The organism is Duganella sp. Root198D2 (genome assembly GCF_001428585.1).
Lineage (GTDB): Bacteria > Pseudomonadota > Gammaproteobacteria > Burkholderiales > Burkholderiaceae_D > Rugamonas.
Genome location: NZ_LMIC01000012.1, coordinates 309071 through 333378 on the forward strand (window position 1 = coordinate 309071; position 24308 = coordinate 333378).

Annotated in this window: 25 protein-coding genes and 2 riboswitches; of the genes, 18 read left to right on the plus strand and 7 right to left on the minus strand. The window is 61.0% G+C overall.

Annotated features, from left to right (window positions below; translation table 11 throughout):
* Positions 1-3 precede the first annotated feature (3 nt).
* Positions 4-1656, minus strand: coding sequence for a DUF1800 family protein (locus tag ASE26_RS13935; RefSeq protein WP_082507637.1), 1653 nt, complete (start codon positions 1654-1656; stop codon positions 4-6).
* Between the two features lie 170 nt (positions 1657-1826).
* A riboswitch (cobalamin riboswitch) is annotated at positions 1827-2034 on the plus strand.
* Between the two features lie 124 nt (positions 2035-2158).
* Between ASE26_RS13935 and ASE26_RS13940 the strand changes: the two genes are divergently transcribed.
* The 16 genes from ASE26_RS13940 (at position 2159) to ASE26_RS14015 (ending at position 15953) form a co-directional block, all read left to right on the plus strand.
* Positions 2159-2839 carry an energy-coupling factor ABC transporter permease gene (locus tag ASE26_RS13940; RefSeq protein WP_055939377.1) on the plus strand — a complete coding sequence of 227 codons (681 nt, stop codon included), beginning with the start codon at positions 2159-2161 and terminating at the stop codon, positions 2837-2839.
* The gene (locus tag ASE26_RS13945; protein ID WP_055939380.1) at positions 2836-3189 is read left to right on the plus strand and encodes an energy-coupling factor ABC transporter substrate-binding protein; all 354 of its coding nucleotides are present in this window, start codon (positions 2836-2838) and stop codon (positions 3187-3189) included. The genes ASE26_RS13940 and ASE26_RS13945 overlap by 4 nt, the downstream gene beginning before the upstream one ends.
* On the plus strand, positions 3179-3913 hold the full coding sequence (cbiQ, locus tag ASE26_RS13950) for a cobalt ECF transporter T component CbiQ (protein WP_055939382.1): 735 nt from the start codon (positions 3179-3181) through the stop codon (positions 3911-3913). The genes ASE26_RS13945 and cbiQ overlap by 11 nt, the downstream gene beginning before the upstream one ends.
* The gene (locus tag ASE26_RS13955; protein WP_055939386.1) at positions 3910-4773 is read left to right on the plus strand and encodes an energy-coupling factor ABC transporter ATP-binding protein; all 864 of its coding nucleotides are present in this window, start codon (positions 3910-3912) and stop codon (positions 4771-4773) included. The genes cbiQ and ASE26_RS13955 overlap by 4 nt, the downstream gene beginning before the upstream one ends.
* The gene (gene cobM, locus ASE26_RS13960) at positions 4770-5561 is read left to right on the plus strand and encodes a precorrin-4 C(11)-methyltransferase (RefSeq protein WP_057246419.1); all 792 of its coding nucleotides are present in this window, start codon (positions 4770-4772) and stop codon (positions 5559-5561) included. Before ASE26_RS13955 ends, cobM begins: the two co-directional genes overlap by 4 nt.
* Positions 5558-6460 carry a sirohydrochlorin chelatase gene (locus tag ASE26_RS13965; protein ID WP_229207327.1) on the plus strand — a complete coding sequence of 301 codons (903 nt, stop codon included), beginning with the start codon at positions 5558-5560 and terminating at the stop codon, positions 6458-6460. The genes cobM and ASE26_RS13965 overlap by 4 nt, the downstream gene beginning before the upstream one ends.
* Positions 6457-7137, plus strand: coding sequence for a precorrin-8X methylmutase (locus ASE26_RS13970; RefSeq protein ID WP_055939391.1), 681 nt, complete (start codon positions 6457-6459; stop codon positions 7135-7137). The genes ASE26_RS13965 and ASE26_RS13970 overlap by 4 nt, the downstream gene beginning before the upstream one ends.
* Positions 7134-8345, plus strand: a complete 1212-nt coding sequence (locus tag ASE26_RS13975; RefSeq protein WP_055939394.1) for a cobalt-precorrin-5B (C(1))-methyltransferase — start codon at positions 7134-7136, stop codon at positions 8343-8345. Before ASE26_RS13970 ends, ASE26_RS13975 begins: the two co-directional genes overlap by 4 nt.
* Before the next feature lie 4 nt (positions 8346-8349).
* Positions 8350-9666 (plus strand): bifunctional cobalt-precorrin-7 (C(5))-methyltransferase/cobalt-precorrin-6B (C(15))-methyltransferase, encoded by a 1317-nt coding sequence (locus ASE26_RS13980; RefSeq protein ID WP_055939397.1) that lies wholly within the window; start codon positions 8350-8352, stop codon positions 9664-9666.
* The gene (gene cobI, locus ASE26_RS13985) at positions 9663-10454 is read left to right on the plus strand and encodes a precorrin-2 C(20)-methyltransferase (RefSeq protein WP_055939400.1); all 792 of its coding nucleotides are present in this window, start codon (positions 9663-9665) and stop codon (positions 10452-10454) included. Before ASE26_RS13980 ends, cobI begins: the two co-directional genes overlap by 4 nt.
* Positions 10451-11215, plus strand: coding sequence for a cobalamin biosynthesis central domain-containing protein (locus ASE26_RS13990; protein ID WP_200953877.1), 765 nt, complete (start codon positions 10451-10453; stop codon positions 11213-11215). Before cobI ends, ASE26_RS13990 begins: the two co-directional genes overlap by 4 nt.
* A gap of 2 nt (positions 11216-11217) precedes the next feature.
* Positions 11218-11616 (plus strand): cobalamin biosynthesis protein, encoded by a 399-nt coding sequence (locus ASE26_RS13995; RefSeq protein ID WP_055939403.1) that lies wholly within the window; start codon positions 11218-11220, stop codon positions 11614-11616.
* Positions 11613-12614: a precorrin-3B C(17)-methyltransferase gene (gene cobJ / locus ASE26_RS14000; protein WP_082507638.1), complete on the plus strand. Its 1002-nt coding sequence runs from the start codon at positions 11613-11615 to the stop codon at positions 12612-12614. The genes ASE26_RS13995 and cobJ overlap by 4 nt, the downstream gene beginning before the upstream one ends.
* Positions 12611-12943, plus strand: a complete 333-nt coding sequence (locus ASE26_RS14005) for a ferredoxin (protein WP_055939406.1) — start codon at positions 12611-12613, stop codon at positions 12941-12943. The genes cobJ and ASE26_RS14005 overlap by 4 nt, the downstream gene beginning before the upstream one ends.
* A gap of 8 nt (positions 12944-12951) precedes the next feature.
* Complete coding sequence (gene bluB, locus ASE26_RS14010; RefSeq protein WP_057246420.1) at positions 12952-13605, plus strand: 5,6-dimethylbenzimidazole synthase; 654 nt, start codon at positions 12952-12954, stop codon at positions 13603-13605.
* 1 nt (position 13606) lies between these two features.
* Positions 13607-13834: riboswitch (cobalamin riboswitch) on the plus strand.
* A 73-nt stretch (positions 13835-13907) separates the two neighbouring features.
* On the plus strand, positions 13908-15953 hold the full coding sequence (locus tag ASE26_RS14015; protein WP_156409936.1) for a TonB-dependent receptor: 2046 nt from the start codon (positions 13908-13910) through the stop codon (positions 15951-15953).
* On the opposite strand, the gene ASE26_RS14020 is transcribed toward ASE26_RS14015, so the two are convergent.
* The gene (locus ASE26_RS14020; protein ID WP_307145654.1) at positions 15902-16624 is read right to left on the minus strand and encodes a TetR family transcriptional regulator; all 723 of its coding nucleotides are present in this window, start codon (positions 16622-16624) and stop codon (positions 15902-15904) included. The genes ASE26_RS14015 and ASE26_RS14020 overlap by 52 nt on opposite strands.
* Positions 16625-16660: 36 nt before the next feature.
* On the opposite strand from ASE26_RS14020, the gene ASE26_RS14025 reads away from it, so the two are divergent.
* Positions 16661-17326, plus strand: a complete 666-nt coding sequence (locus ASE26_RS14025) for an O-methyltransferase (protein WP_055939418.1) — start codon at positions 16661-16663, stop codon at positions 17324-17326.
* A 138-nt stretch (positions 17327-17464) separates the two neighbouring features.
* Entirely contained in the window at positions 17465-17608 is a 144-nt protein-coding gene (locus ASE26_RS32050) for an MbcA/ParS/Xre antitoxin family protein (RefSeq protein ID WP_373922110.1), read from the plus strand.
* Between the two features lie 1061 nt (positions 17609-18669).
* On the opposite strand, the gene ASE26_RS14030 is transcribed toward ASE26_RS32050, so the two are convergent.
* The 5 genes from ASE26_RS14030 to ASE26_RS14050 all read right to left on the minus strand — a co-directional run bounded on the left by ASE26_RS14030 (position 18670) and on the right by ASE26_RS14050 (position 23860).
* Positions 18670-18963 carry a helix-turn-helix domain-containing protein gene (locus ASE26_RS14030; protein WP_057246422.1) on the minus strand — a complete coding sequence of 98 codons (294 nt, stop codon included), beginning with the start codon at positions 18961-18963 and terminating at the stop codon, positions 18670-18672.
* A 169-nt stretch (positions 18964-19132) separates the two neighbouring features.
* Positions 19133-19888, minus strand: coding sequence for a Qat anti-phage system TatD family nuclease QatD (gene qatD / locus ASE26_RS14035; RefSeq protein ID WP_057246423.1), 756 nt, complete (start codon positions 19886-19888; stop codon positions 19133-19135).
* Positions 19885-21144, minus strand: coding sequence for a Qat anti-phage system QueC-like protein QatC (qatC, locus tag ASE26_RS14040; protein ID WP_057246424.1), 1260 nt, complete (start codon positions 21142-21144; stop codon positions 19885-19887). The genes qatD and qatC overlap by 4 nt, the downstream gene beginning before the upstream one ends.
* Positions 21141-22025, minus strand: coding sequence for a Qat anti-phage system associated protein QatB (gene qatB, locus ASE26_RS14045; RefSeq protein ID WP_057246425.1), 885 nt, complete (start codon positions 22023-22025; stop codon positions 21141-21143). Before qatB ends, qatC begins: the two co-directional genes overlap by 4 nt.
* Positions 22025-23860: a P-loop NTPase fold protein gene (locus ASE26_RS14050; protein WP_057246426.1), complete on the minus strand. Its 1836-nt coding sequence runs from the start codon at positions 23858-23860 to the stop codon at positions 22025-22027. Before ASE26_RS14050 ends, qatB begins: the two co-directional genes overlap by 1 nt.
* Positions 23861-24308: the final 448 nt, after the last annotated feature.

A 24308-nucleotide genomic window follows, 5' to 3' on the forward strand; every position in this document is an offset into this window, starting at 1 on the left:
CCTTTATTTCTGCACGATGAATTCAGGGGATGCCATTACCAGCGTGAGCGCCGCGTACACGCGGTTGGCGCGCGCGGCGTCGGTGCCGGTCGCCATGCTGGCGACAGCGTTGCGGATCAGGGTGACGGTATCGGTACTCAACTGGCCGGCGGCCAGCAACAGGTTGATCTCGTCGACCAGGGCCGGTACGTTGTCGGCCAGCGGCAGCAGGGTCGCATAGTCGGCCTTGACGTCGCCAATGCCTTTGCTGATGGCGGTTTGCATGTAGTTGGCGTAGCCGACCACACTCGTTTCGTTCACGATCTGGAATTCCGGTGCGACCACGCCCAGCGCCGGCGGCACGTAGCCGGGACGGAAGAAGTTGAACACGCTCGGCGAGCGTAGCGGGCTTTGGCCCAGGCGGGACGAGGGCTCGCTGGTGTTGCCGATAGCCCAGGCATCGCTTGGCGAGGTGACGTTGTAGGCGCGCGCCCAGGCGGTGAAGCGCAGCACAGGTTCGCGCACCTTGCCAAAGCTGGCGGAGCCCAGGTTGGATGCGGAGCGTGCTTCCTGGTCCAGCAGGATCGCCTTGACCACCGCTTTCAGGTCGCCTTTGATGCCGGCGCCATTGTTTTCGAAGACGGCTGCCACGCGCGCCACATAGGCCGGCGCAGGGTTGCTGGTGACCAGGCGCTGGATCAGTTGCTTCGAGACGAAGGGCGCCACGTTCGGGTGCGCGAAAATCGTGTCGAGCGCCTTGTTCAGGGCCGTTGCGGCGTCGACGCCGCTGGCGATCGTGGTGCCGAGGAAGGTCTTCTCGCCGGGTTCGTACTTGGTTCCGGTCTGGACCATCGGGCGCTTGCGGAAGTCCGGCGTATCGCTGGTGCCGCCGGCCAGGTCCAAGTCCCATCCGGTGAACACACGGGCCAGGCCGGAAATGTCGGCTTGGGTATAGGTTTCCTGCTCGGTCGCCGTGCCGTCCGGGTTGAGTTTCAGCAGGCCGATGGTGAACAGCTGCAGGATCTCGCGCGCGTAATTCTCATCCGGCATGGAGCCGGTTTTCGGATTGGCCTTGGCATTGCCGCGATAGGTCAGGTACTCGCCCATCGAGCTCGACAGGGTGACCTGCTGCAGCAGGGTGCGGTAGTTGCCGAAAGCGTTGGCTTCCAGGATATCCATGTAGGCGGCGCCGGTGAAAGCGCGCCAGGAACCGGTAAAGCCGTCCAGCGAAGCGACGACAATTTCGGACAGGGCCAGCGTGACGCGCTGGCGCAGGGTATCGGGCGAGGTGAGCAGCTTGACCCAGAGCGCGGCATCGATGCCGGCCTGGTTGTTCTTGTTGTCGATGGCGTTGAAGCCTTTCGCCATCAGCCAGTCCCAGCGCGATTGCGAAGCCGGCATCGCCATTTGCTCGTCCAGCCACTTGCTGTAGCCGACGGCCTGCAGCCGCGTCATTTGTTCACGGGTTGCACCCATTGACGCCTGCGCGAGGAAGCGTGCAGCCTGGGGATTGCCAATCGATTCGACTGCGGTAGGTGGCACAGGGGAAGTGGTGCCGCCGCCGCCACTGCCGTCGCTTGCGCTGCCGCCGCCACCGCAGGCAGTCAGCAGGGTTGCCGCAGCCAGCGTCGCGGGGAGCTTTGGCAAGCCCTCTTTATATTCGATTGTGTCGTCCATTGTTGCCCCTCGGAAATTTCCTTGAGGGTGCAGTATAGCCAGAAATTGCTGGGCTAAACCTATTGTGCGCGGCGATTGTCTGTTTAATTCAACCCTGCGCACGATAGTCATGCGTGACTTTTTTAATGAAAGTTTGATCCCGCAGCGTTTGCCACGCCTGAGTTCTTTAATGTACTATTCGGCAATTGGGTGCGCGCTTCCTGCTCGGGTTGCGCGTTAAACGGGAAACCGGTGACGCTGCCAAGTGCGGCCATTCCGGTGCAGCCCCCGCTGCTGTAAGCCTGACGACTTCGGAAATACGCCACTGCGCATTGCGCGGGAAGGCCCGGGGAAGGATGAAGGCGAGCCAGAATACCGGCCCGATACAACCAGCACTATTCTCCGGGGTGAAGGGAAGCCGCTGTCGACCGGCTTCCTGCGCCTTGTCCGCCCGGCCCCTGTCGACCGTCCTCTTACTCTCCCCTGATGGTGCTCCCATTGACCATTCGACGGGAGGACTCGAATGCACATCATGGAAGGTTTCCTGCCGCCTGCGCACGCGCTGGGCTGGGCAGCCGTATCCATTCCTTTCCTGGCCTGGGGCCTGCGCAGCATGGCGCGCGGCTTGCATGCGCATCCCGGGCAGCGCATGCTGCTGGGCGTTGCGGCGGCCTTTGCCTTCCTGCTGTCGGCATTGAAGCTGCCCTCGGTGACCGGAAGCTGTTCGCATCCTACCGGGGTCGGGCTGGGCGCGCTGCTGTTTGGTCCCGCGGCGATGGTGCCGGTCGGCTTCGTCGTGCTGCTGTTCCAGGCCTTGCTGCTGGCGCACGGCGGCGTGACCACGCTTGGCGCCAATGTGTTTTCCATGGCAATCGTCGGTCCCTTCGTTTCCTATGGCGTGTTTCGCTTAGTGGCAGCACTGGGCCTGTCGCGCAGCGTGGCGGTTTTCATGGCGGCCTTCATCGGCGACCTGGCGACCTATCTGACCACCTCTGCGCAATTGGCCTGGGCCTTCCCTGACCCGATCGGCGGCATTGGCGCATCCTTCGCTAAATTTGCCGGTATTTTCGCGCTGACGCAGCTGCCAATCGCCATCAGCGAGGGCTTGCTGAGCGTGCTGGTGGTGAATGCGATGGCACGCTTCAATGCGCATGAATTACGCATGCTGCCGGTGATGGCGCTGGTGAAAGGGAAAGCTGCATGAAGGCACGCACTGCTTTGACCTGGGTCGCCATCGTCCTGCTGACCGTTCTGCCGCTGTGGTTTGCTGTCGTGCCGCCTGCGGAGCCGGGCACTGAGCCACCAGCAGCATTCGGTGGCGCTGATGCGCGCGCGCAGCAGGCAATCGTCACCATAGCACCGAACTACAAGCCGTGGTTCGTGCCGCTGTTCGAGCCGCCTAGCGGCGAGATCGCGTCGCTGCTCTTCGCGCTACAGGCTGCGGCCGGCGCCGGCGTGATCGGCTTCTGGCTCGGGATGTCGATGGCACGCGAGCGGGAGCAAAAGCGCGTGCGGCCGGCGCCAGAACCGGGACAGGGTACCCATGCGGATTGACGCCACTGCCTATGCCTGCCGCTGGCGGGGTGTTTCCCCGGCTGCCAAGGGCGTATTTGCGCTGGCGGGAATCGCAGCCGCGTGGCTTGCTCGCAGCCCGGGCACGCTGGGCGTGGTCGCGCTGCTGTCGATGCTCGCTACGCTGGCCGGGGCGCGCGTACCAATGCGCAGCTATTTTGCCGTAGCGGCAGCGCCGCTCGGATTCGTGTTGCTGTCCTGCCTGACGATGCTGGTCACGCCGGCCGGCGGCGGTGGCTGGCGATGGGCGCCGGAACTGCTGCCAACTGTCGCGCACATCGCGCTGCGTTCATTCGCCACGATGGCAGCGGTGCTCGGCCTGGTGTTGACGACGCCGCTGCCACACCTGCTGTCATTGCTGCGCCGCCTGCGCGTACCGGAGCTGCTGCTGGACCTGATGGCAGTGTGCTACCGCATGCTGTTCGTCCTGCGCCAGGCATGGGACGAAGCCAGTACTGCGCAAGCCGCGCGTCTCGGGCATCGCGGTTTGCGCCAGCAATGGCGCTCAATGGGCCTGCTGGCCGGGCAAATGGCGGTGCAGGTGTGGCAACGCGCTTCGGCAATGCAGATGGCAGCCGATGCGCGCGTCTGCCAGGGCAGCTTACGCTTCCTGCCTGCGTCGTTCCTCAAAGCACGGCGCCAGCTTGCACTCTCGCTTCTGGCCAGCGCAGCGCTACTGGCGATTTCCTTGCGGGATCGCCTATGAAGACATTGATCCAACTGGAAGCGGTGGAGCACGCATTTGCCGATGGAAGTTGCGGGCTGCGCGGCTGCACACTGTCGCTGGCGCAGGGACGGCGCCACGCGCTGCTTGGCGCGAACGGCGCCGGCAAGACCACGCTGCTGCTGCACCTGAACGGATTGCTGCGCCCAAGCGCCGGCCGTTTGCGCTGGCACGGCAGCGAGTACGACTACAGCCGCGCCGGATTGACCACGCTGCGAAGCCGCGTCGGCCTGGTATTCCAGAACCCGGAGCGCCAGCTCATCTCGGCGCTGGTTGAAGAAGACGTGGCGTTCGGGCCGCTGAACCTGGGCCTCGATGACGCCTCGGTGCGCAGCCGCGTTTCCGCAGCACTCGATGCAGTAGGGCTGGGCGGCTTTGGCCGCCGTCCCGTGCACCACCTGAGCTTTGGCCAGAAGAAGCGTGTCTGCATCGCTGGCGTGCTGGCCATGGAACCCGAGGTCCTGCTGCTCGACGAGCCGATGGCAGGCCTGGATACCCCTATGCAGGCAGAACTTGAAGCACTGCTCGACCGCCTGGCCGCGCGCGGCGTCACGATCATTCTGTCCACCCACGACGTCGACTTCGCCTATCGCTGGGCCGACGAAATCCACATGATGGCTGCGGGCCGCTGCATTGCGTCCACTCCCGCCCAGGAGCTGGCTTCCCAGTGCGAGGCGTTGCGCGCGGCCGGCCAGCGCTTGCCACAGGCGCTGGTATTGCACACCGAACTGGCGAAGCGCGGCCTTCTTCCGGCCGCTCCCGCCGCGCGCAGCATTGATGCCGTGCTGGCCGCATTGCACTCGCAGCCAGTCCACGAACCAACAGGAGAACTACAGACATGACATCCGGCCAAACAGGCAAGGTCTGGTTTGTCGGCGCCGGTCCCGGCGATCCCGAACTGATCACAGTAAAAGGACAGAAGCTACTGGCGCAAGCCGGCGCCGTTCTATTCGCCGGCTCACTGGTCGACCGCGCCGCGACGCTGTACGCGCCACCCGGCTGCGTGATCCGCGATTCGAAGGACATGACGCTGGAAGAAATGACGGCATGGCTCATCGATCAAACAGGCGCTCACGCCACCGTAGTGCGGCTGCAGACCGGCGACCCCGGCCTGTACGGCGCCCTGATCGAAATGGCGCGTCCGCTCAGCGCGGAAGGCATTGAATGGGCCGTCGTGCCGGGCGTTTCGTCCGCCATGGCCTCGATGGCCGCAGCAGGCGAATCAATGACCCTGCCCGAGGTGACGCAAAGCGTGATCTTCACCCGCGTTGAAGGCCGCACGCCAATGCCGGAAGGTGAGGACCTGGCCAGCCTGGCGGCGCACCGCACCACGCTGTGCATCTTCCTGTCGATCACCCTGATGTACAAGGTCGAAGCAGCGCTGCGTGCCGCCGGCTGGCCGGAAGACGCCCCCATGCTGGTTGTGCACAAAGCCAGCTGGCCTGGCGAGGAAAAGATCCTGCGCGGCACCCTGGCCGACATCAAGCAGCGCTGCCGCGAAGCCGGTGTCGCCAGCCAGGCCATGATCGTTGCCAGCCCGACGCTGGGCGCACTGCACTGGGAGAGCCTGGTGCGGTCCAAATTGTATGACCCAACCTTTACCCACCGTTTCAGAAAGGCCAGCGCATGAACCAACCCATCATGATGCCAGCGATTGCAGCAGCGAGCGATACCATCCTCATCGTCGGCCATGGCTCCCGCGAAGAGTCCGGCAACCAGGAAATCCGCGACTTCGTCGACATGTGGCGCGCGCGCCGGCCAGGCTGGCGCATTGAGTTATGTTTCATCGAGTTCGCGCCTCCCGAGCTGAATGCCAGCCTGCAGGCGGTGGCTGCCAATTCGCGCCGCGTGCTGGTGGTGCCGCTGATCCTGAATGCCGCCGGCCACGTCAAGATGGAAATCCCGGAAGCCATCGAAGGCGCACGCATCACCTGCCCGCACACGGAATTCCTGCTGGCGCCCCATTTGACCGCCTGTGATCCGGTGCTGGCCATCCTCAAGCGCCGCCTGCGCAAGGCCATGGGATCGCTCGACATGCCCGATCCGACCACCACCGGAGTGGTAATACTGGGACGGGGCTCTTCCGACCGTGGCGCCAACGGTGAAATGGCCAAGATGGCGCGCTGGCTGCTGGAAGAGGGCGACCACGAATTGGTGGACCTGGCCTTCACCGGTATCACCTGGCCACGCCTGGAGAAGGTAGTACAGCGCCAGGTAACGCTGGGCATGCGCCAGCTTGTGGTGTTGCCGTATTACCTGTACACCGGCACGCTGATACAGCGCATCCATCGCCAGGTCGAACACCTGCGCGCGCAATATCCGCAAGTGCGTTTCGCCTGCACTGAGCATTTCGGCTTCGAAGCCGAGATCTTCGCACTGATGGACCAGCGCGTGGAAGACCTGCGAGCAGGTGTGCCGGATAGCCGCCTGCCTTGCGACGGTTGCAGCTACCGTGAGATTGCGCATGATCACGGCCACGGTCACTCCCATGCGCACACGCACGAACACACCGAGGCGCAGCCGGCATGAGTACCATCAACACGGTTACCGAGCAGCTGACGCGCGCCGGCCAGGTAATCGAGCATGACAGTTTCGCCATTATCGACGCTGAAGTCGGCGGGCACACGTACACCGAATCGCAGTGGCCGATCGTGCGGCGCATGATCCATGCAAATGCGGATTTCGACTTCAACGGCCTGACCGATTTCCATCCGTCAGCAGTGCGCGCCGGCATCGCCGCCATGCTGGCCGGCGGCACGCCCATCGTGGCCGACGTTGAGATGATCTGTTCCGGGCTGTCGCAACCGCGCCTGGCGCATTTCGGCATGAAGACGCACCAGTTCATCAGCGACACCGACGTCATTGAGGCAGCCAAGGCGGAAGACACCACCCGTGCCGTGCAGGCAATGCGCAAGGCGCACCGGCTTGGCCTGCTTGAGGGGGCCATCGTCGGCATCGGCAATGCACCAACGGCGCTGATCGAGCTGGTACGACTTATCCGCGAAGAAGGATTGCGCCCGGCCCTGGTGGTCGGCATGCCGGTAGGATTCGTCTCCGCCGCTGAATCAAAAGACCTGATGGCGGAAGTGGCCGAAGTGCCGTGGATCGTCATTCGCGGCCGCAAAGGCGGCTCGACGCTGGTGGTCGCGGCCCTGCATGCACTGCTGGCACTGGCCGAGGCAAAGCAGAAAGCAGGACTGGCATGAAAGAAAAGGCAGCGGCCGAACGCGGCACACGCACCGGTTTCACGACCGGCGCCTGTGCTGCTGCGGCAGCGCGCGCTGCGGTGCTTGGCCTGGCAACGGGCCAGGTGCCCGGCGAGATTGAAAGCCTGCTGCCGAATGGCAGCCGGGTGCGTTTCGCCGTGCATGACGGCGGCTGCGATGCGCAGTCAGCGCACGCCATGGTGGTCAAGTTCGCCGGCGACGATCCCGATTGCACCGACGGCGCCCACCTGACGGTCGACTTGCGCCTGTTGCCCGGCCGGGCTGGCGACGTACTGTATGTGGCCGGCGACGGCGTCGGCACGGTGACCATGCCCGGACTCGGGCTGGAAGTCGGCGGGCCGGCCATCAATCCGGTTCCGCGCCGTAACATCGCCGACAACCTGCGCGAAGCCGCACCCGGCCTGCTCCAGGAGCACGGTATCGAAGTCACCATCAGCGTGCCGGACGGGCAAGTGATGGCCAAGAAGACCACCAATGCGCGCCTGGGCATCCTGGGCGGCATCAGCATCCTCGGCACCACCGGTATCGTCAAACCGTATTCGACCGCGGCCTGGCGTGCCAGCGTGGTGCAGGGCGTGCAGGTGGCGGCGACCACCGGCCACGAAGTGGTGGCCCTGACCACCGGCGGCCGCACCGAGACCTTCGCCATCGCTACCCTGCGCGCCGAACGTCCCGAACTGCCATCGGCCTGCTTCGTGCAAATGGGCGACTTCCTGCGCTATGCGCTGGACGAAGCGGCTTCGCAGCGCATCGGTCTCGTTGTACTGGCGGTCATGGTCGGCAAGCTGACCAAGATCGCGCAGGGCGAAACAATCACCCACGCCAACCGCAGCGAAGTCGATACCGACCTGGTGGCCGAGATCGCGCGCCGCATTGGCGCCGCCCCCGAAGACTGCGCTGCCATCGCCGCGGCCGAAACTGCGCGCTTTGGCGCCGAACTGATGGTCGAACGCGGCCTGGGCGATGCTTTCCACCACGCGTTGGCCCAAGCCGCTATCGATACCCTGACCGCGCCCGAGCGCTATGGCCGCGCATTCCAGCTGCGCGTGCTGGTGTGCGACTTCAGCGGCAACCAGGTAGCCGATGTCTGGTCGGCAGCCGCACAGCCGCAGGGGCAACCGGCCGATGCAAGGCGAATCGGTATCGACCACATCCTCGATGTCGACCCCGAACCAATTCCTGAGTGATTCAATGAATACTTGTCTAACTGATCCCAATCCCTGCCGCGTGATCGGCGTACTGGATGACGGCGCGGGCAGCCTGAATGCGACAGCGCTGGCCTGGCTGCGCAATGCCGACGTGGTAATTGGCGGTACCCGCACGCTCGCGCTGCTGAAGAATGAACTCAAGCCAGGCGCCATCAGTCGCGACCTGACTGCGCGGCTGAGGGAGGTACCCGATTGGGTGCGGTCCGCACGCGCCGACAACCTGTGCTGCGTGGTGCTGGCAACCGGCGATCCGCTGTGCCACGGCATAGCGCCTTACCTGGCGCAGCACCTGTGCGTACAGGCGCTTGAGATCCTGCCCAATCTCTCGACACTGCAGCTGGCTTGCGCGCGCGTCGGGCTGGCTTGGCAGGATGCGCGCATCGTGTCGGTCCACGCGCGCGATGCCGGCGAATGGTCGCGCGGCAGTCCGCCCGGACATGGCCTGTACGCGCTGGCCCAGGCGCTGCGCCAGCATTCGCGCCTGCTGGTACTGACCAGCCCGGACAACAGTCCGGATCGCGTCGCCCGCCTGCTTCTGGCTGAAGGCCTGGGCGACGACTTCCATATGGCGGTAGCGGAAAACCTGCTGCAGCCGGAAGAGCGCGTGCTGGCCGAACTCAGTCCGCAGGAGGCGGCGGGCATGCGCTTCGCGGCCCTGAATGTGGTATTGCTGTGGCGCGTGACACCGATACCGCAGCCTGTGCGCTTTGGCCTGGCGGATGCCGAGTTCGAACAACGGCAGCCGGAAAAAGGGTTGATCACCAAACAGGAGGTGCGCGCTGTCAGCCTGGCGCGGCTGCAGCTGCGGGCCGACAGCGTGGTGTGGGATATCGGTGCCGGTTCCGGCTCGGTGGGACTGGAAGCAGCACGCCTGTGCCCACAAGGCCACGTTTTCGCCATCGAGAAGAACGAAGAAGACTGCGCCATCGCCGGCCGCAACCACGCTGCCTTCGGCGTTGCCAACTACAGCCTTTACCATGCCAAAGCACCCGAAGGCCTGGATGCCTGGCCCGATCCGGATGCGGTCTTCATCGGCGGTTCGGGCGGCGAGCTGGCAGGCCTGATCACGGGGATCTTGAGCCGCCTGCGGCCGAACGGCACGCTGGTGATGAACTTCGTCACGCTGGAGAACCTGGCCACCGCCACCGCCGCGCTGCAGGCGCTCGAGGGTGAGGGCGTATCCTGGGACGTCCTGCAGCTACAGGCTGCACGCAGCAAGCCGATCCTGCACATGCACCGCATGGCGGCCGAAAATCCAGTGTGGATCGTCTGCGCGCGCCGCGTGGGAGGACCGGCATGAGCGGCACCTTATGGGGAATTTCGCTTGGCCCCGGCGATCCGGGCCTGATCACACGCGCCGCCTGGGACGCATTGCAGCGCCGCGACGCGATCTGGGTTTATCCCGCCCGCAGCGGCAAGACGCCCAGCTATGCGCTGGATATCGTGCTGCGCGCCGGACTGGAGCCGCCGGCCGAGCATCAGCTGCTGCTTTTCCCCATGACCCATGACGGCGAGAAGCTCGCGCGCGCCTGGCTGAGGGCGGCCGAAATTGTGCTGCCCTGGCTGCGCGCCGGCCGCGACGTACTGTTCCTGGTCGAAGGCGACGCCAGCACCTACGCCACTTTCGGCCACTTGGCCCGCACGGTGCGCGCTTTGGACGAGCAGGTGCCGGTGCAGGTCATCGCTGGCGTCAACTCCTTCACTGCCGCCTGCGCCGACGTGGCTGTGCCATTCGCGGAGCAGGACGACACGGTAGCTATCGTCCCGGCAGCGTACGGCGTGAGCGCTGTCGACCGGCTGCTGCCCGACTTCGACACCCTGGTGCTGATGAAGGTCAAGCCATTGCTCGATGAACTGATCGACTGGCTGGAACACAAGGACTTGCTGTCCGGAGCGCACTTCATCGAACGCGTTGGCGCACCTGACGAGCGCCGCTTCAGCGCCGACGAAATCCTTGCACTGCGCGGCACCAAAGTCAGCTACCTCTCGCTGCTGATCCTCAAACACCCGCATCGCATTCGCGGCGAACGAATCAAAGGCTGCCTTAAAAAGACCAGCCCCCAACCAACCTCCCTGGAGACTGCATGAGCAGCTTATCAATTGTGGACACATCGACCCCGCGCTTATGCCTGGTCGCCATCACCAAGCACGGCGCAGCGCAGGCAGCACGCCTGGCCGGCGACCTGCCCGGCGCCGATATCTGCACGTCCGCCAAGTTCGCGGCGCAGTTTACCGGCTTGCCGAACAAGGTCCGCGCTTACGACGGCGCACTGCGCGACGAAATCGGCCCACTGTTTGCAGGCTACGACCAGGTCATATTCTTCGTGTCGCTGGGCGCCGTAGTGCGCCTGATCGCGCCGCACCTGCGCAGCAAGGATGAAGACCCGGGCGTGATCGTGGTCGACGACGCCGGCCAGTACGTCATCCCGGTGCTGTCCGGCCACGTCGGCGGCGCCAACGAATGGAGCGAGCGCGTAGCCGACCTGCTGGGTGCAGCACCGGTGCTGACCACCGCATCGGACGTCGGCCGCACGATCCCTGTGGATATCCTCGGGCGCCACCTTGGCTGGCGCGTCGAGGCGCCAAAGATCAACATCACGCGCGTCTCGGCGCACGTCGTGAACGGCGAACCGATCGCCTTCGTGCAGGAAGCGGGCAGCCCAAACTGGTGGACCCGCCCAACGCCGCTGCCGGAAAACATCCACTTCTTCACCCGCTTCGACGATGTGCTGCTGGAACGTTACACCGCGCTGCTGTGGGTAACCCATGCCGAGGTACCGGAAGAACGCTGGAATGCGCTGCACGAGCGCCTGGTGGTCTACCGCCCGCCGCAGGAAAGCACAGCGTGAGCATGTTTACTATCGGCCTGGGTTGCGACCGTGGCGCCATGCTGCAAACGGTTCGTGATGCTGTACACGCAGCACTGCGCGCAGCCGGCGCCCAGCCTGGCCAAGTGGCCGCCGCCGCGAGCATCACCCTGAAGCGCGATGAGGAGGCGCTGCTCGCCTTCGCGCAGGAAGCCGGCTGGCCGCTGCATTTCTACGCCCCGGAAGAACTGGCCGCGGTGCCGGTACCCAATCCATCCGAAACGGTGCGCCGCTACACCGGAACGCCATCGGTCAGCGAGGCGGCCGCGCTGCTGGCAGCCGGCCCAGGCACACCAATGACCGCACTGGTCGTTGAAAAATTCAAACTGCGAGGCGTGGACAACCGCAATGTCACCGTCTCCATCGCAAGGAAGAACCCATGAACGCACAACTCGAACAAGCCGCTACCGCGGGCAAGATCATGCTGGTGGGGATCGGCCCCGGCAGCGTAGAGCACATGACGCAGCGCGCCCGTGATGCCATCGCCGAAGCCGACGTAGTCATCGGCTATGTCACCTACATCAAGCTGGTGGCCGACCTCATTGAAGGCAAGGAAATCATCCGCAAATCGATGACGGAGGAACTGGACCGCGCAGTCAGCGCCCTGGAGGCGGCACGCGCCGGCAAGAAGGTCGCGCTGATCTCTTCCGGCGACGCCGGCGTCTACGGCATGGCCGGCCCGACCTACGAGGTGCTGTTCCAGTCCGGCTGGACGCCGGAGGACCCGGTGCAGGTGGAGATCATCCCCGGCGCATCCGCACTGAATAGCTGCGCCGCCCTGGTCGGCGCACCGCTGACGCACGACTTCTGCGCGATCTCGCTGTCCGACCTGCTGACGCCCTGGCCAACCATCGCACGCCGCCTGGATGCGGTAGCGATGGCGGACTTTGTGGTGGCGCTGTACAACCCGAAAAGCGGCCGCCGCACGCGCCAGATCGTTGAAGCGCAACGCCTGTTCCTGCGCCACCGCCGCCCCGACACCCCCGTGGCCATCGTCAAGAGTGCCTACCGCCGCCGCGAAAACATTGTCTTCACCACCCTGGACTGCATGGGCGACGCCGACATCGGCATGCTTAGCACCGTCCTGATCGGCAACAGCAATACCTTCATCCGTAATGGCCTGATGGTCACCCCGCGCGGCTACGCCAACAAATACGATATGCAAGAGGGCGGGACGACGCGCGAAGGTGAACGCGCAGGCCGCTCGCTGTCGACCGGCTTGCTGGGATGGCTGGATACGCTGCGCGCCGAACACGAAGCCGGCGCCAGCATCGAAACACTGGCAGCGCAGTACCGCCTACCGGCCGACTACATCCAGGCCACGCTGGACGAGCCGTGGCAAGCCGAAACAGTCACTGAAGTGGACGGGGGCGAGGCATGAGCGACGCTCCAGTCAAACCAAAAATCAGCAGCTACCACCGCCATCTGCTGATCTGTACCGGCCCGCGCTGCACCGCCGACGGCCAAGCGCAGGCCTTGTTCGATAGTCTTGGAGATAAATTCAAGGCCGCGGGCCTGAACGAAGGCGAGCTGCGTGTGAAGCGCAGCCGGGTAAGCTGCTTCGCCGCCTGCAAGGGCGGCCCGATCGCCTGCGTCCAGCCGGATGGCACCTGGTACTACAATGTCACTCCCGAGAACATGGACCGCATCATCGACCAACACCTGTGCAATGGACAGGCCGTCGAGGAAATCGTGTTCCATCAACAGTGAGAGTAGAAGTGCAGAGTAGTTTTGACCAGGCAGGAATTGATGCCGTTTATCGTGTGATTGCCGAACGGCGCGACGTGCGTCACTTCGTGCCCGGTGCAGTGGATGAAGACCTGCTCATGCGCCTGCTGGCCGCAGCCCACCAGGCGCCCAGCGTTGGGCTGATGCAGCCGTGGCGCTTCATCCGCATCCAGGACCCCGCTTTGCGCGAGCAGATGTACCGGCTGGTCGATGAAGAACGCCAGGCTACCGCCGCAGCCCTGGGCGAGCGCAACGAGGAATTCATGCGGCTGAAGGTCGAAGGTATCCGCGAATGCGGCGAAGTGCTGGTGGCGGCCCTGATGGACCAGCGCGAAAGGCACATCTTCGGCCGCCGCACTTTGCCCGAGATGGACCTGGCCTCGGTCGCCTGCGCCATCCAGAACATGTGGCTGGCCGCCCGCGCTGAAGGCTTGGGTATGGGCTGGGTGTCGCTATTCGACCCGGCCAGGCTGGCGTCTTTGCTGGGCATACCGGAGGGCGGCAAACCGGTCGCCATCATCTGCCTGGGTCACGTTGCCGGCTTCTATCCCAAGCCGATGCTGGAACTCGAAGGGTGGGCAAAGCGCGGCAAACTTGCCGACCTGGTTTATACCGACAGGTGGCAGGATAACAACAATGCATAGCGTATAATCGCCGCCGTTTGGTGCCTCGCGCGCGTTCAAGCGCGCAGTTAAACGGGAAACACATGGCCATGCTGCTTCAGCCAGCAAGCCAAGGTGTGCTGCCCCCGCAACGGTAAGCAAGCGTCGTTCTTCACGACAGGTCGTCTCTCAAGCCACTGTGCGCAAGCATGGGAAGGCAAGACGGTCCGCCTTGCCAGCCCGGATACCGGCCAGACAGGTGGTGCACACGTCGGCAACGATGCGTGCGCTGTTCGGTCGCGCTCACGGGGAGGTGGGCGGGATTGCCGATTCAAGCATCCATAATGAAAAAATCATTGATCCCCATGATCGCGGGGGCGTTGTGCGCTGTCGCGCACGCACAAGAGCAGGAAGCACCAGCAAGGGTGTACGTTGTTGGCCACCACTACGACAATGGCATCCGCACTTCCGACGCAGCCAGCGAAGGAACCATCACCGCAGCATTGATTGCCAACCGGCCCGCTTTGCGGCCCGGCGAAATCCTGGAATTCGTTCCGGGCATGATCGTCGCCCAGCATAGCGGCGATGGCAAGGCGAACCAATACTACCTGCGCGGCTTCAATCTGGACCACGGCACCGACTTCGCCACCTTCGTCGACGGCATGCCGGTCAATATGCGTACACACGGACACGGCCAGGGCTACACGGACCTCAACTTTCTGATCCCGGAGCTGGTAAGCAAGATCCGCTACCGCAAAGGCCCTTATTACGCCGACGAAGGCGACTTCGCCTCGGCTGGTGCTGCGCACATGGGTCTGGCCGATAAGCTGAACGAAGGCTTCGCATCGCTTACCGCCGGTGTGCATGCCTATCGCCGCGGCGTCGTGGCGAATTCCACCGAGGTTGGCAACGGCAACCTGTTGTACGCACTGGATCTGGGCCACAACGACGGCCCATGGCAGATGCCGGAGAGATTCCACAAGTCGACTGGCGTGCTGCGCTACAGCTCGGGGACCAGCGCGGAACGATTCAGCATTACCGGCATGGCTTACAAAGCAGGCTGGCACGCTACCAGCCAGATTCCGTTGCGCGCAGTGCAGGACGGGCGCCTCGACGAGTTTGGCGCGGCCGATCCAAGCGATGGCGGCCGCACGGCGCGCTACAGCCTTTCCGGCGAATGGCGCAAGCGTGTTGGCGATTCGCTGACGGAAGCCCACGCCTACGTGGTGCGCAATGACCTGGCGCTGTACAACGACGTCACCTACTTCCTGGATGATCCGGTCAACGGCGACCAGGTCCTGCAAACCGAACGCCGCAAGATGACTGGCTTCGACCTGACCCAGACCTGGTTCGGGCAATTTGGTGACCGCTCGATGGAAAACAGCATCGGCGTGCAGGGCCGCTTCGACCGCATTGCCCCGGTCGGCCTGTATGCAACGACGCAGCAGCGCGTGCTGCACCCGATCGCCGAGTCGCGCGTGACAGAAGGCAGCGTGGCGGTGTGGTTCCAGAACACCGTGCAGTGGACGCCTTGGCTGCGCTCCATCACCGGCCTGCGTTATGACCGCTACAGCTTTGATGTCGCCAGCTCTATCCTGGAAAACTCCGGGAAGGTGAACGATCACATTGCATCGCCCAAGCTCTCATTGATCCTGGGGCCCTGGAGCAAGACGGAGTTTTTCGTGAACTACGGAGAAGGCTTCCATAGCAACGACGCGCGCGGCGCCACGGCCCGCCTGTCGCCACGCGAGCGCGAGCCCGTCGAGCCCGTCACACCGCTGGTGAAGACACGTGGCTCGGAAATCGGCGCACGCAGCGAGTTCGTGCCTGGCTTGCAAAGCTCGATGGCGCTGTGGCGCCTGCGTTCTGGCTCCGAGCTGGTGTTCTCCGGCGATGCAGGCGACACCGCACCTAGCCGCGCCAGTAAACGTTCCGGCATCGAATGGAACAACCACTATGCAGCCACCAGCCATTTGCTGCTGGACTTCGACCTGGCCTATTCGCGCGCCCGCTACACGGAGTTCGATGCGGCCGGCGACCGTGTTCCGGGCGCTGTGGAAAAGGTGGTGTCATTTGGTGCGACACTGAACGACATCGGCCCATGGTCCGGTGCGTTCCAGCTGCGCTATTTCGGTCCGCGTCCGCTGGTGGAAGATAACAGCATTCGCTCAGCCAGCACGGCGCTTGCCTACCTGCGCACTACCTATCGCTTCGATCGCCGTTGGCAATTGACGGCCGACGTGTTCAACCTGTTCGACCGCGAGGCGAGCGATGTCGATTACTACTACCCCTCACGACTTGCCGGCGAGCCGGCAGAGGGCGTATCCGACATTCACTTTCACCCCGGCGAACCACGTACGGTGCGTTTGACCTTGCGCGCGGTGTTCTGAGCGCCCAGCCCGGCCAGGTATGCGCACAGCATATCGGCCAGGGCGCCTGCATAGGCTGTAATTTCTTCGTCGCTGCGGGGCTCTTGTGAAAACTGCTGCCCGACGGCGCTGAGCGTATCCATCACCAGGTCGCTCGCCAATGTGCGCTCCGCGTCGGTAGCCTTGGGCAGCGCCTCGTCGATGAAGAGCCGGAACATCTGGTCGCCGGCAGCTTTGGTCTCGATCGCCTCCGGCGCGTCGCGGTACAGCGGCGCCGCATCATTAAGGGCAGTCCGCACCGCCGCCTCTTCGCATTCCGAACGTACAAAGGCATGTACCAGTTCGCGCATGCGGTCCAGCGGCGGTTTCGCTGGATCTTGCAGGATTTCGGTCAGCATGGACGAGGTCTGCTGCCACTCGTCGCTCTGAAGGCGGAACAGGATGGACGCCTTGTTGGGGAAGTACTGGTAGATCGACCCCACGCTCACGCCGGCGCGCTCCGCCACCCTTGTCGTAGTGAAGCGGCGAGCACCTTCTTTTGCTAAAACCTGAATAGCTGCCTGCAGTATCGCGCCAACGAGGTCATTTGAGCGGGCCTGTTTTGGCCTTCTTCTCGAGGAGACGCGGGAGCTTTTGTTATCAGTCATGAGGGGAGTCGGGAATGCGAATATGAAACGTGAAGGATTATTCATATTATTCCTGCTCTTACACAAGAAAGGAAGAGCCCCATGATTACCCTGACATCCGCACCTGTCGCGCCCCTGCTGAACCGCCTGTTCGACGAATCCGAAAACACCAGGGTGCCCGCCATCGCCGCCTTCGGCGCGCTCCCAGCAGAGGATCGCGTGCGCATCATGAGCAGCAAGACCGGCTATCGCGACATCTATGCGGACTTGAAAGACGCCGCGATCCCGGTTTCGCGCGAGACCGGCCTGCTGCTGTACATGTTGGCGCGTAACGCCAAGGCGAACGTGATCGTCGAATTCGGAACTTCGTTCGGCATCTCGACCCTGCACCTTGCCGCAGCCCTGCGCGACAACGGCGGCGGCCTGCTGGTCACCACGGAATTCGAACCGTCCAAGGTACAGCGGGCCCGCGAAAACCTGGAGGCCGGCGGTTTGCTCGACCTCGTCGAGATCCGTGAAGGCGATGCACTGGAAACCCTGCGCAATGGCTTGCCGGAGCAAATCGACCTGCTGTTGCTGGACGGCGCCAAAGGCCTGTACTTCGACATCCTGCGCCTGGTGGAGCACCGCCTGCGTCCCGGTGCGCTGATCATCGCCGACAACGCCGATTACTGCCCTGAGTATATGTCAAAGGTGCGCGACGCGGAGGGCGACTATCTGTCCCTGTCGCTGCCGGGCGATGTTGAACTGAGCATGAAGCGCAGCTGACACTCACGTTATAAGACGCGCGGTTCTAAGCCGGCACTGTCCACGTGAAACCGCGTTTCAAGTAAGCTTAGGACGCATTGGACTGCGCCGAGTGAGCGTGTGATCGGCTTAATGTCCTTGATTGGCCGGGTGGAAGCAATGGTCGCAAGGAGCGGAGCGACAAGCTTCGATTCAACAAAGTGGCTGGAGGCCTGGCTTAACAGTCCGCTGCCGGCACTCGGCGGTGTGCGGCCCGGCTCATATCTCGATACGATGACTGACCAAGAACTCCTGGCGAGCTGATTGCTATGGCCGAGTCGAGGGCCTATGCGTGAGGCGATGCAGACGATTCAACTGTACTACATACGGCGCAGCCCACCGCTCTTCAACTTCCAAGAGGCGGCGGACGCATTGCTCGCGCACATGACCATCGTAGTGACGTGTCCCCAGACAAAGCGCAATTAAGGCCGCTTCGCCTGGGCGATTCATGCCATTAGCCAGTTGCCCCTTGTCGTAATACACACGATAAGGGATGCTCAGGAGCTCCCCGTCCAAGTGAACTGAAATCACGGTGTCCGATGGTGTGTGCATCTGACCATATGCGAGCGTCGAGACTGAACTTCTGACTCGTTCGGCCAGTTCTGCGGGAAAAGCGTGAATCTCCACATTTCCGTTTTCGCCTTGCCGCGCAAATGAAAAGATCACCCTGAATTCCCATAATTTTGGAAGGCGCACTGCCGGTATGGCACCGCCAGCCGCCCGACCAACTTTATTGTTTACCGACCGACTTTATTGTTTCAATGCGGGCGGTAAATAGTAGCGTTCCTTTGCTTTGACCAAGAATGTCTAACCGATTGAAAATTATAGACATTTGTCAATCCGGGAACGCTTTTAAAATCCCAAAGTACCCCCACCAACGACGAAAACAGCCGACGGGAAATAAAAGCGGTCCCGAAATGTGATTCAACGTCTAGGTAGGGTCCGCATCACGACCTTTAGTCCGATGTACGGCCTCGAGCACCCAGTGCTATGTTGCGCCGAAGGTGACATCACTCTCAAAGAAATGGGCGCGCCCTATGGTCCAGCGCTATCACTCAGCATCCAACTATTCCATTGTCTTGTTGAGCCGAATTCTTACCCTACAGGAGTTCGTGCAGCTTGCGACCAAGCACATCGTCACGTGCAATAGCATCAATACACATTCTCTTTTTGGCGTTATACCGCGTTATCCGAATTTGGATAGTTATTCCTTTTGAAGATATTTTTGGATAATGCCGCTTAGAACGAAGACGGGTGCTGAGCGGCGCAGTCGACGGAACATCCTTTTCGGTCGTCGTCCTAACTATGAACTAGCTGCAGCAGCTTCAGCTACGAAGCAATTCAATGTCCTGCAGTTTGCGCCCCAACTCATCATCGCTCGCGACAGCATCAATGTCCTTATCGAGGCCCAGCACGCGCAAGGCACGAAGGTATGTACCGATAGCAATGGATGGGTCACCTTTTTCTAGGCGCCGCAAAGTTTCACGGGATATCCCCATTCTTTCCGCGAATAGCATTGCAGTAAATTTGCGCCGGCGCCGCGCAAGACGAAGCCTTTCACCCAGGCCTGCAAGTTGCTTAAGAGCAGTAGGGAATGTAGCAAGTGGGGTCTTTGCCATGACTCATATATTGGCGCATTTGCTCGGTTTTGACCAATTTATGTGGCGTTTCATAGCCGCATTGCACCATACCGAAATTCGTCAAGTGAGCAACATTACTACACCGACGTGCTTTCCGCTTTCAATTTATCTTTCTGTGCGAGCCGTATTTCAAGTCCCTCCGTTCGCGTTACCGAATTCGAACCGCCGGGCTTACGAGATTTGAGCGTAGAACCTGTCCATTCCTAAGCAACTCTGCGCTGACGGTGGCGGCTGGCAAACACCAAACCGAAGATAACTGCTGTGCCACACCTGATGCCTCCCAAGGCATTATTGGATTGCCAGAGATTTTCGCGAAGGGACCATCGCTTTCCGGTACGACTCTGTCCATTGGCATCATGGCGACAAGCTTTCTTCCATTAGCGGAAGCGAGCATCGCCGGGCCAACACTAAACCAACAGCCCATGCTAACGGCCCTACTCAGCAACGGGGCAGAATCCGTGAACCAATGCAGCACAGCAGTGCCAAATCCAGGGAACCGTTCAAGGATGTCTAAAACATCTCGTGCCGCAGCGCGCGAGTGAATGCTAAGAATTCTTCCGCCCAAAGACTGAGACCGCTCCACAACGGCGGAGAAAATCTGCATTTGTAGGTCGAAACTCTGTCGGTATCTTGCAGAGCCGTCGAGGCCAACTTCGCCAATTGCTACAGAGTCAGCCATCTGATGAAGCAGCAGCTCGAGCTCTGGCGCCTTTTGGGCCGCCACCTCGGGGTGTAGCCCTGGCGATACGACAATCGATTCGGTTTGCCGCAAAACTTTTGAGGTCGCAGCATACCCGCGTGGACTCGTTGTCACTAGCCAGACAAAGTCCATTGTTTTCTGAGCCTTAGCGTATACTTCTCGCCCGTCGGGGTACAGGTCAAGGTGGCAATGAAAGTCCATCATAGAAGGCCATCCCGTTCAAGAAGCGCAGCGAGCTCGCCTAGTCCGCCTTCAAGCATACGTCGGTAGCTGGCACGCTCGTTTGACGATGCGAATGAGAGCGTCGCACCAAGCAGTTTATCTATACCACCACTGCGGGCAGTAAGGACTGCCACCGCTACCGCCATCGGGTCATCTGCACTTGTCTTGCCGGCATTTGCGACGTTCCCAAAGCGATATATAGTCTTATCGGACGACGGTCTCCACCGAAGGAATGCAGCCTTCCGTACCATACATGGAACACAACGACCGCAGTGAGTGCGGTTGTAAGTCCTGTAGCGGCCACAGCTCGTGGTGTGAGATGCGTACTGTGCCAAAGTATCTTGGTCGGCGCACTCCGCAAGCATTTCACCTTTTGTTTTGAACTGATACGGCATTGTTAGTCGCACATCAACCCCAAGCAGCGGGAGCGCGGCTTGCAACTGCTGCATGAATAACGGATGTGTTGTCCGCGTGCTGAGGCTGGCCATTCGCCCTGGGAGGAGCGGCGGGTTCACACTGATGAAACCATTCTCGGGAACAATGATTTCCACCTGCGGAACTGATAGCAAGGAGGCAGAGAGTACTGCCAAACCGTAGAAGCCCATTGAACGCCCACGTGTGGATGGTTCTTGAGGTCCCTTAAAATCGATGCGATGGCTCCACTGCTGATGCCATTCTGCGCCGCCCAGCATCTCCGCGTATGCCACTTGTCTCTCAGAGTCTTCATGTGCCAGTTGGGATACGAAGATTGGCCGTTTACCTTGGGCCACCGCGTCGATTCCGCCTACCAGGCTGTCCAATCCGCCGGATAGAAGGGCAACACAGTCGCGGTCGCACAGCACCCGATTGCCAGCCGGCGGCGGCGGTCCTCCGTTAGTAAATCTAAGTGTCCAGAAGTCGCCAGTCAGAGTCCGCAGCATCTGCTCAAGTTTGGCTGCATGTTGATTCCAAGTTGTGGGGTCATTAAGCGTTATCTCTAATTCGAGCTCGCGTGTCCATGCGTCCGCAGTGTCCTTGCGGAGGATTACAAAATCGGCAGCGCAAACGGCAAACGCAAACAGCACGAAGTCCCATGTCGCCACTGCAGGGGCGAAGCCGGCACGTTCGAGTTGTCGGACCCAACCGTTACCAATTCCGCCTACGTCAGGATTACTGCTACGTTCGAAGAACGTAAAAGCCTTTACATCATCAGGAATTGATGCTGGCAGCGAGGTCAGAGCGGAACAGAGAACTTTCATTGGGCACCGAAGATTTCTAGAGCTTTGCGGAGGGTGGAGTTCGAGATATCGCGAACGGAGCGTGGTTGGCCAGTATTTCGAACCTTCTGCATTGCGTCCTTCACAACGACCAGAATGTAATCTTGAACTTGTCCAAGCCTGTCTTGGACCACCTGTGCTGAGAACTTCAACTTTTCAAAGACCCGGCCTAACTCCAGCTGGACACGATTGTAGACATCAAAAGCGAGCGTGTACCCCATCAGGGCCGAGATTTGCTCGTTCGTCAGTGCGAAAATATCAGTATTGGGGTCGACTTCGTACAGGTGGATAATCGCTTGATTCATCGCGTGCTTTGCGGACTCTTCATCAACGCTGCCACCGGTGGGAACAATCTGATTGATAACCTCGAGTGCTGCGTCCTGAGCGGAAAGTCCGCGGGCACGGGCAGATGTTACCCAGTCATTAATTGACGGGTCTGTCGCATCGCGAACCCGAGTCAGGAATCCACCCAACGCGGCTGCGGCTTGTGAACTAGTTCTCATCCGACTTGCTGCTTTGGATGCGCCACCTAGCCCTTTCCGTACAAAGCTTCCCATCGCTCGTGCAGCGTCGGAACGGTCACCTGTACGCATAAAGCGACCCATACTGGTTCTAGCTTCTTTATAGCGCCCGCTGGGCGCGTTGTTGGCGCTGGCTTCCTCACCTCCATTTGATTGGGATGTGTCTCCATCAACGTTATCTGTCGATTGGCCGTCCCCATCACCGCCATCATCGTCGTCGCCTGGTGGTGGAAGCACTGTATCTGAGTGACTGTCATCGATAGATTCCCCAGCACTATCAAGCCAAGGTGGGTCGAAAGGACTTCCCGCGCCGGCGCCGGCGCTAGAGGTTGATGTACCCATTAATTCTGCTCCTGCTGGATGACCTTTTTAATTTGGGTGGGTGTATTAGGGTCAGCCAACCACTTACTTAGGGACTCTGCCGCCCATACTGACGACTTGAGATGAAACACTAATCCAGGTGCTAACTGTGCAACCGGCGCCTCACCTAAAAGTGCGGCGGCACGAGGACCGGCGCTAGGGAAGATACGACATACTTCGGTGAGGACATACAACTCCTCAGCTTTCTGCCATGTGCGAGCAGGCCGCTTTTGTTCCCATGCCCGCGCCATCGCGAGAGCCGCTTGTCGCTCGCCAGCGGTACGGATTTTGTCGTCAAGGGCCTCGCTTTGCGAGCGTGCAGCAACCAGGCTATCGCGCAGCAGTTTGCCCTCTGCACTGAGGTCGTCGGTACCGTAATCGCGCACTGTGCTATCGCGGCTCAAATGAAGCAATGCGCGCATATCGTAGTCGCCTAATGGGGGCGCAAGTTGTAGCCATTCGCGTACAAATGGCTTTTCTCCGAAAGCCTCAGGAAGCCGGCTACCCTTTTCCTTGGCGGCGTCCTCGGCTTGTTTGAGCGTTTGCACTCGGCCATCGTTCACCGAAGAGACCATTTCACCAATGGCGTTTGCCAGGTCCTCTTCGCATCTCTCGAGCAGATGCCACTTGGCTAACACGGAAACATCAATGTCAATTCCTTGTGGTGTAGCGAGCGCTTTCCGCAGGAAGATAGTGTTGAGGAATCGTTTGATAAGCCGGGGATTTGACTGAACGGCGCTAGAGCTTAAAAGCAAAGGCGCAAGTCGCTCGGACAGCCCCATCATAGCCGCGAGCTCGGCATTGCCGTTTGGAGCAAGACTCTCCAAGAATGCTAAGTCAACATGTTTGTCTTTCCACGTTTCTCGGAGCCGCTCTTCTACGCGCTGCTTGGCCAGGCCAAAAGCGTCGGTCTGAAGCTTCCCGGCCCGGAGTGCCCGTTCCAAGAACAATAGAGCAATGTAGGCCTTGGTTTCATTTGCGCCTAGCCGGGGCACGCGCAAGGGAATCTGGATGAGCTTGTCGAAGTAGTTGGTTGCTATATCGTCGCTGATTCCAGTGCCGGCGAAATGTACCCGTACTGCCCCGCGAATGAACGTATCATCTGCGGCGAGCACAAAGGCACTGCGACGAAGGAAAAGCAGCAGCCGAATGGCTTCTAACGTTGCGATGGTCGTCTTGGGTAAACAGCGGTCCAAGTCATCGACGAAGACGATGAGCGTTATATCTAACTCTTTAAGCAGTTCCTCAAGCGATTTCCTAAGAGCTTGAATTTCCTGCGGCAGCGATACAGGCTTGGCCTCGTTTAGGAGCCCTTTTGCGGAGGCAGGAAGCTCTTTCGCCGCAGAGAGTCCGTCAGAAATCGATTCATTACCGATGGCGTCAGCGACAGCGGAGAGGGACTTGCCAATCACCCCAACTGGTACACCCGTGACTAAGGTCGCGGCAACCTCGCCGCCGAGTTGAGCAAGACGTAGCAGGTTTATACGCTTGAGAAACCCTTCAGCCTTGTCGAGCAGGGTCGCCGATGACTTCGCCTGCTTGAGCACCGCATCGCCGACAATTTGTAAAAGCGCGGTTCTCGCATCCTCGAATCCTTGGTACAGCCAAGGATTGAAAGTCACAACAACGTACTTTTCTTGTTCAGATTCGAACTCTGATTCAATCATTCGAACCAGTGACGACTTTCCGACGCCCCATCCACCGGAAATACCAATGGAGACCGGCTCCTCGCCAGAATTGCGGATAAGCTCGGCGCAGGCTTTTGCGACAAGTCGGAAATTTACGTAGTCAACACTCGTTTCGTTGTCATGCCACACTTTGTGATTTCCTCCATTAAGCCAAGGCTTTGGGCGATTTGCCGCACTACCGCGTTGGAAAAGCGTCCTACCCGCAGCACGAATGCTATTTGGCACAATAATTACGTCAATTTCCGGGCCGCAAACCATGGTATATAGTCTACCCTAATTTTCAACATTAGATGCCATGAAGAAAACTTACAGCACAATGTTGTCGTCCCGCGATGCCTCCAACCAGCCATCGTAGGATGCAGGAGGACTTGCTCAAGAGCTGCGTTTCAAGTCGGTCGCTGTGACCAATAAACTCTTAAGCAAAAATTCCAGGCAGCCGTGGCGCGCAGCCTCATCGCAAAAATGGCCGTGTCGACTATGAGACAAGCGAAACGCGAAACGCATTTCTATTATTCGCATTGCTTAAGCGCACGTTGTCGTGCACAGTAGCGACGCCCAAGAGGGGACTGCAATGCTT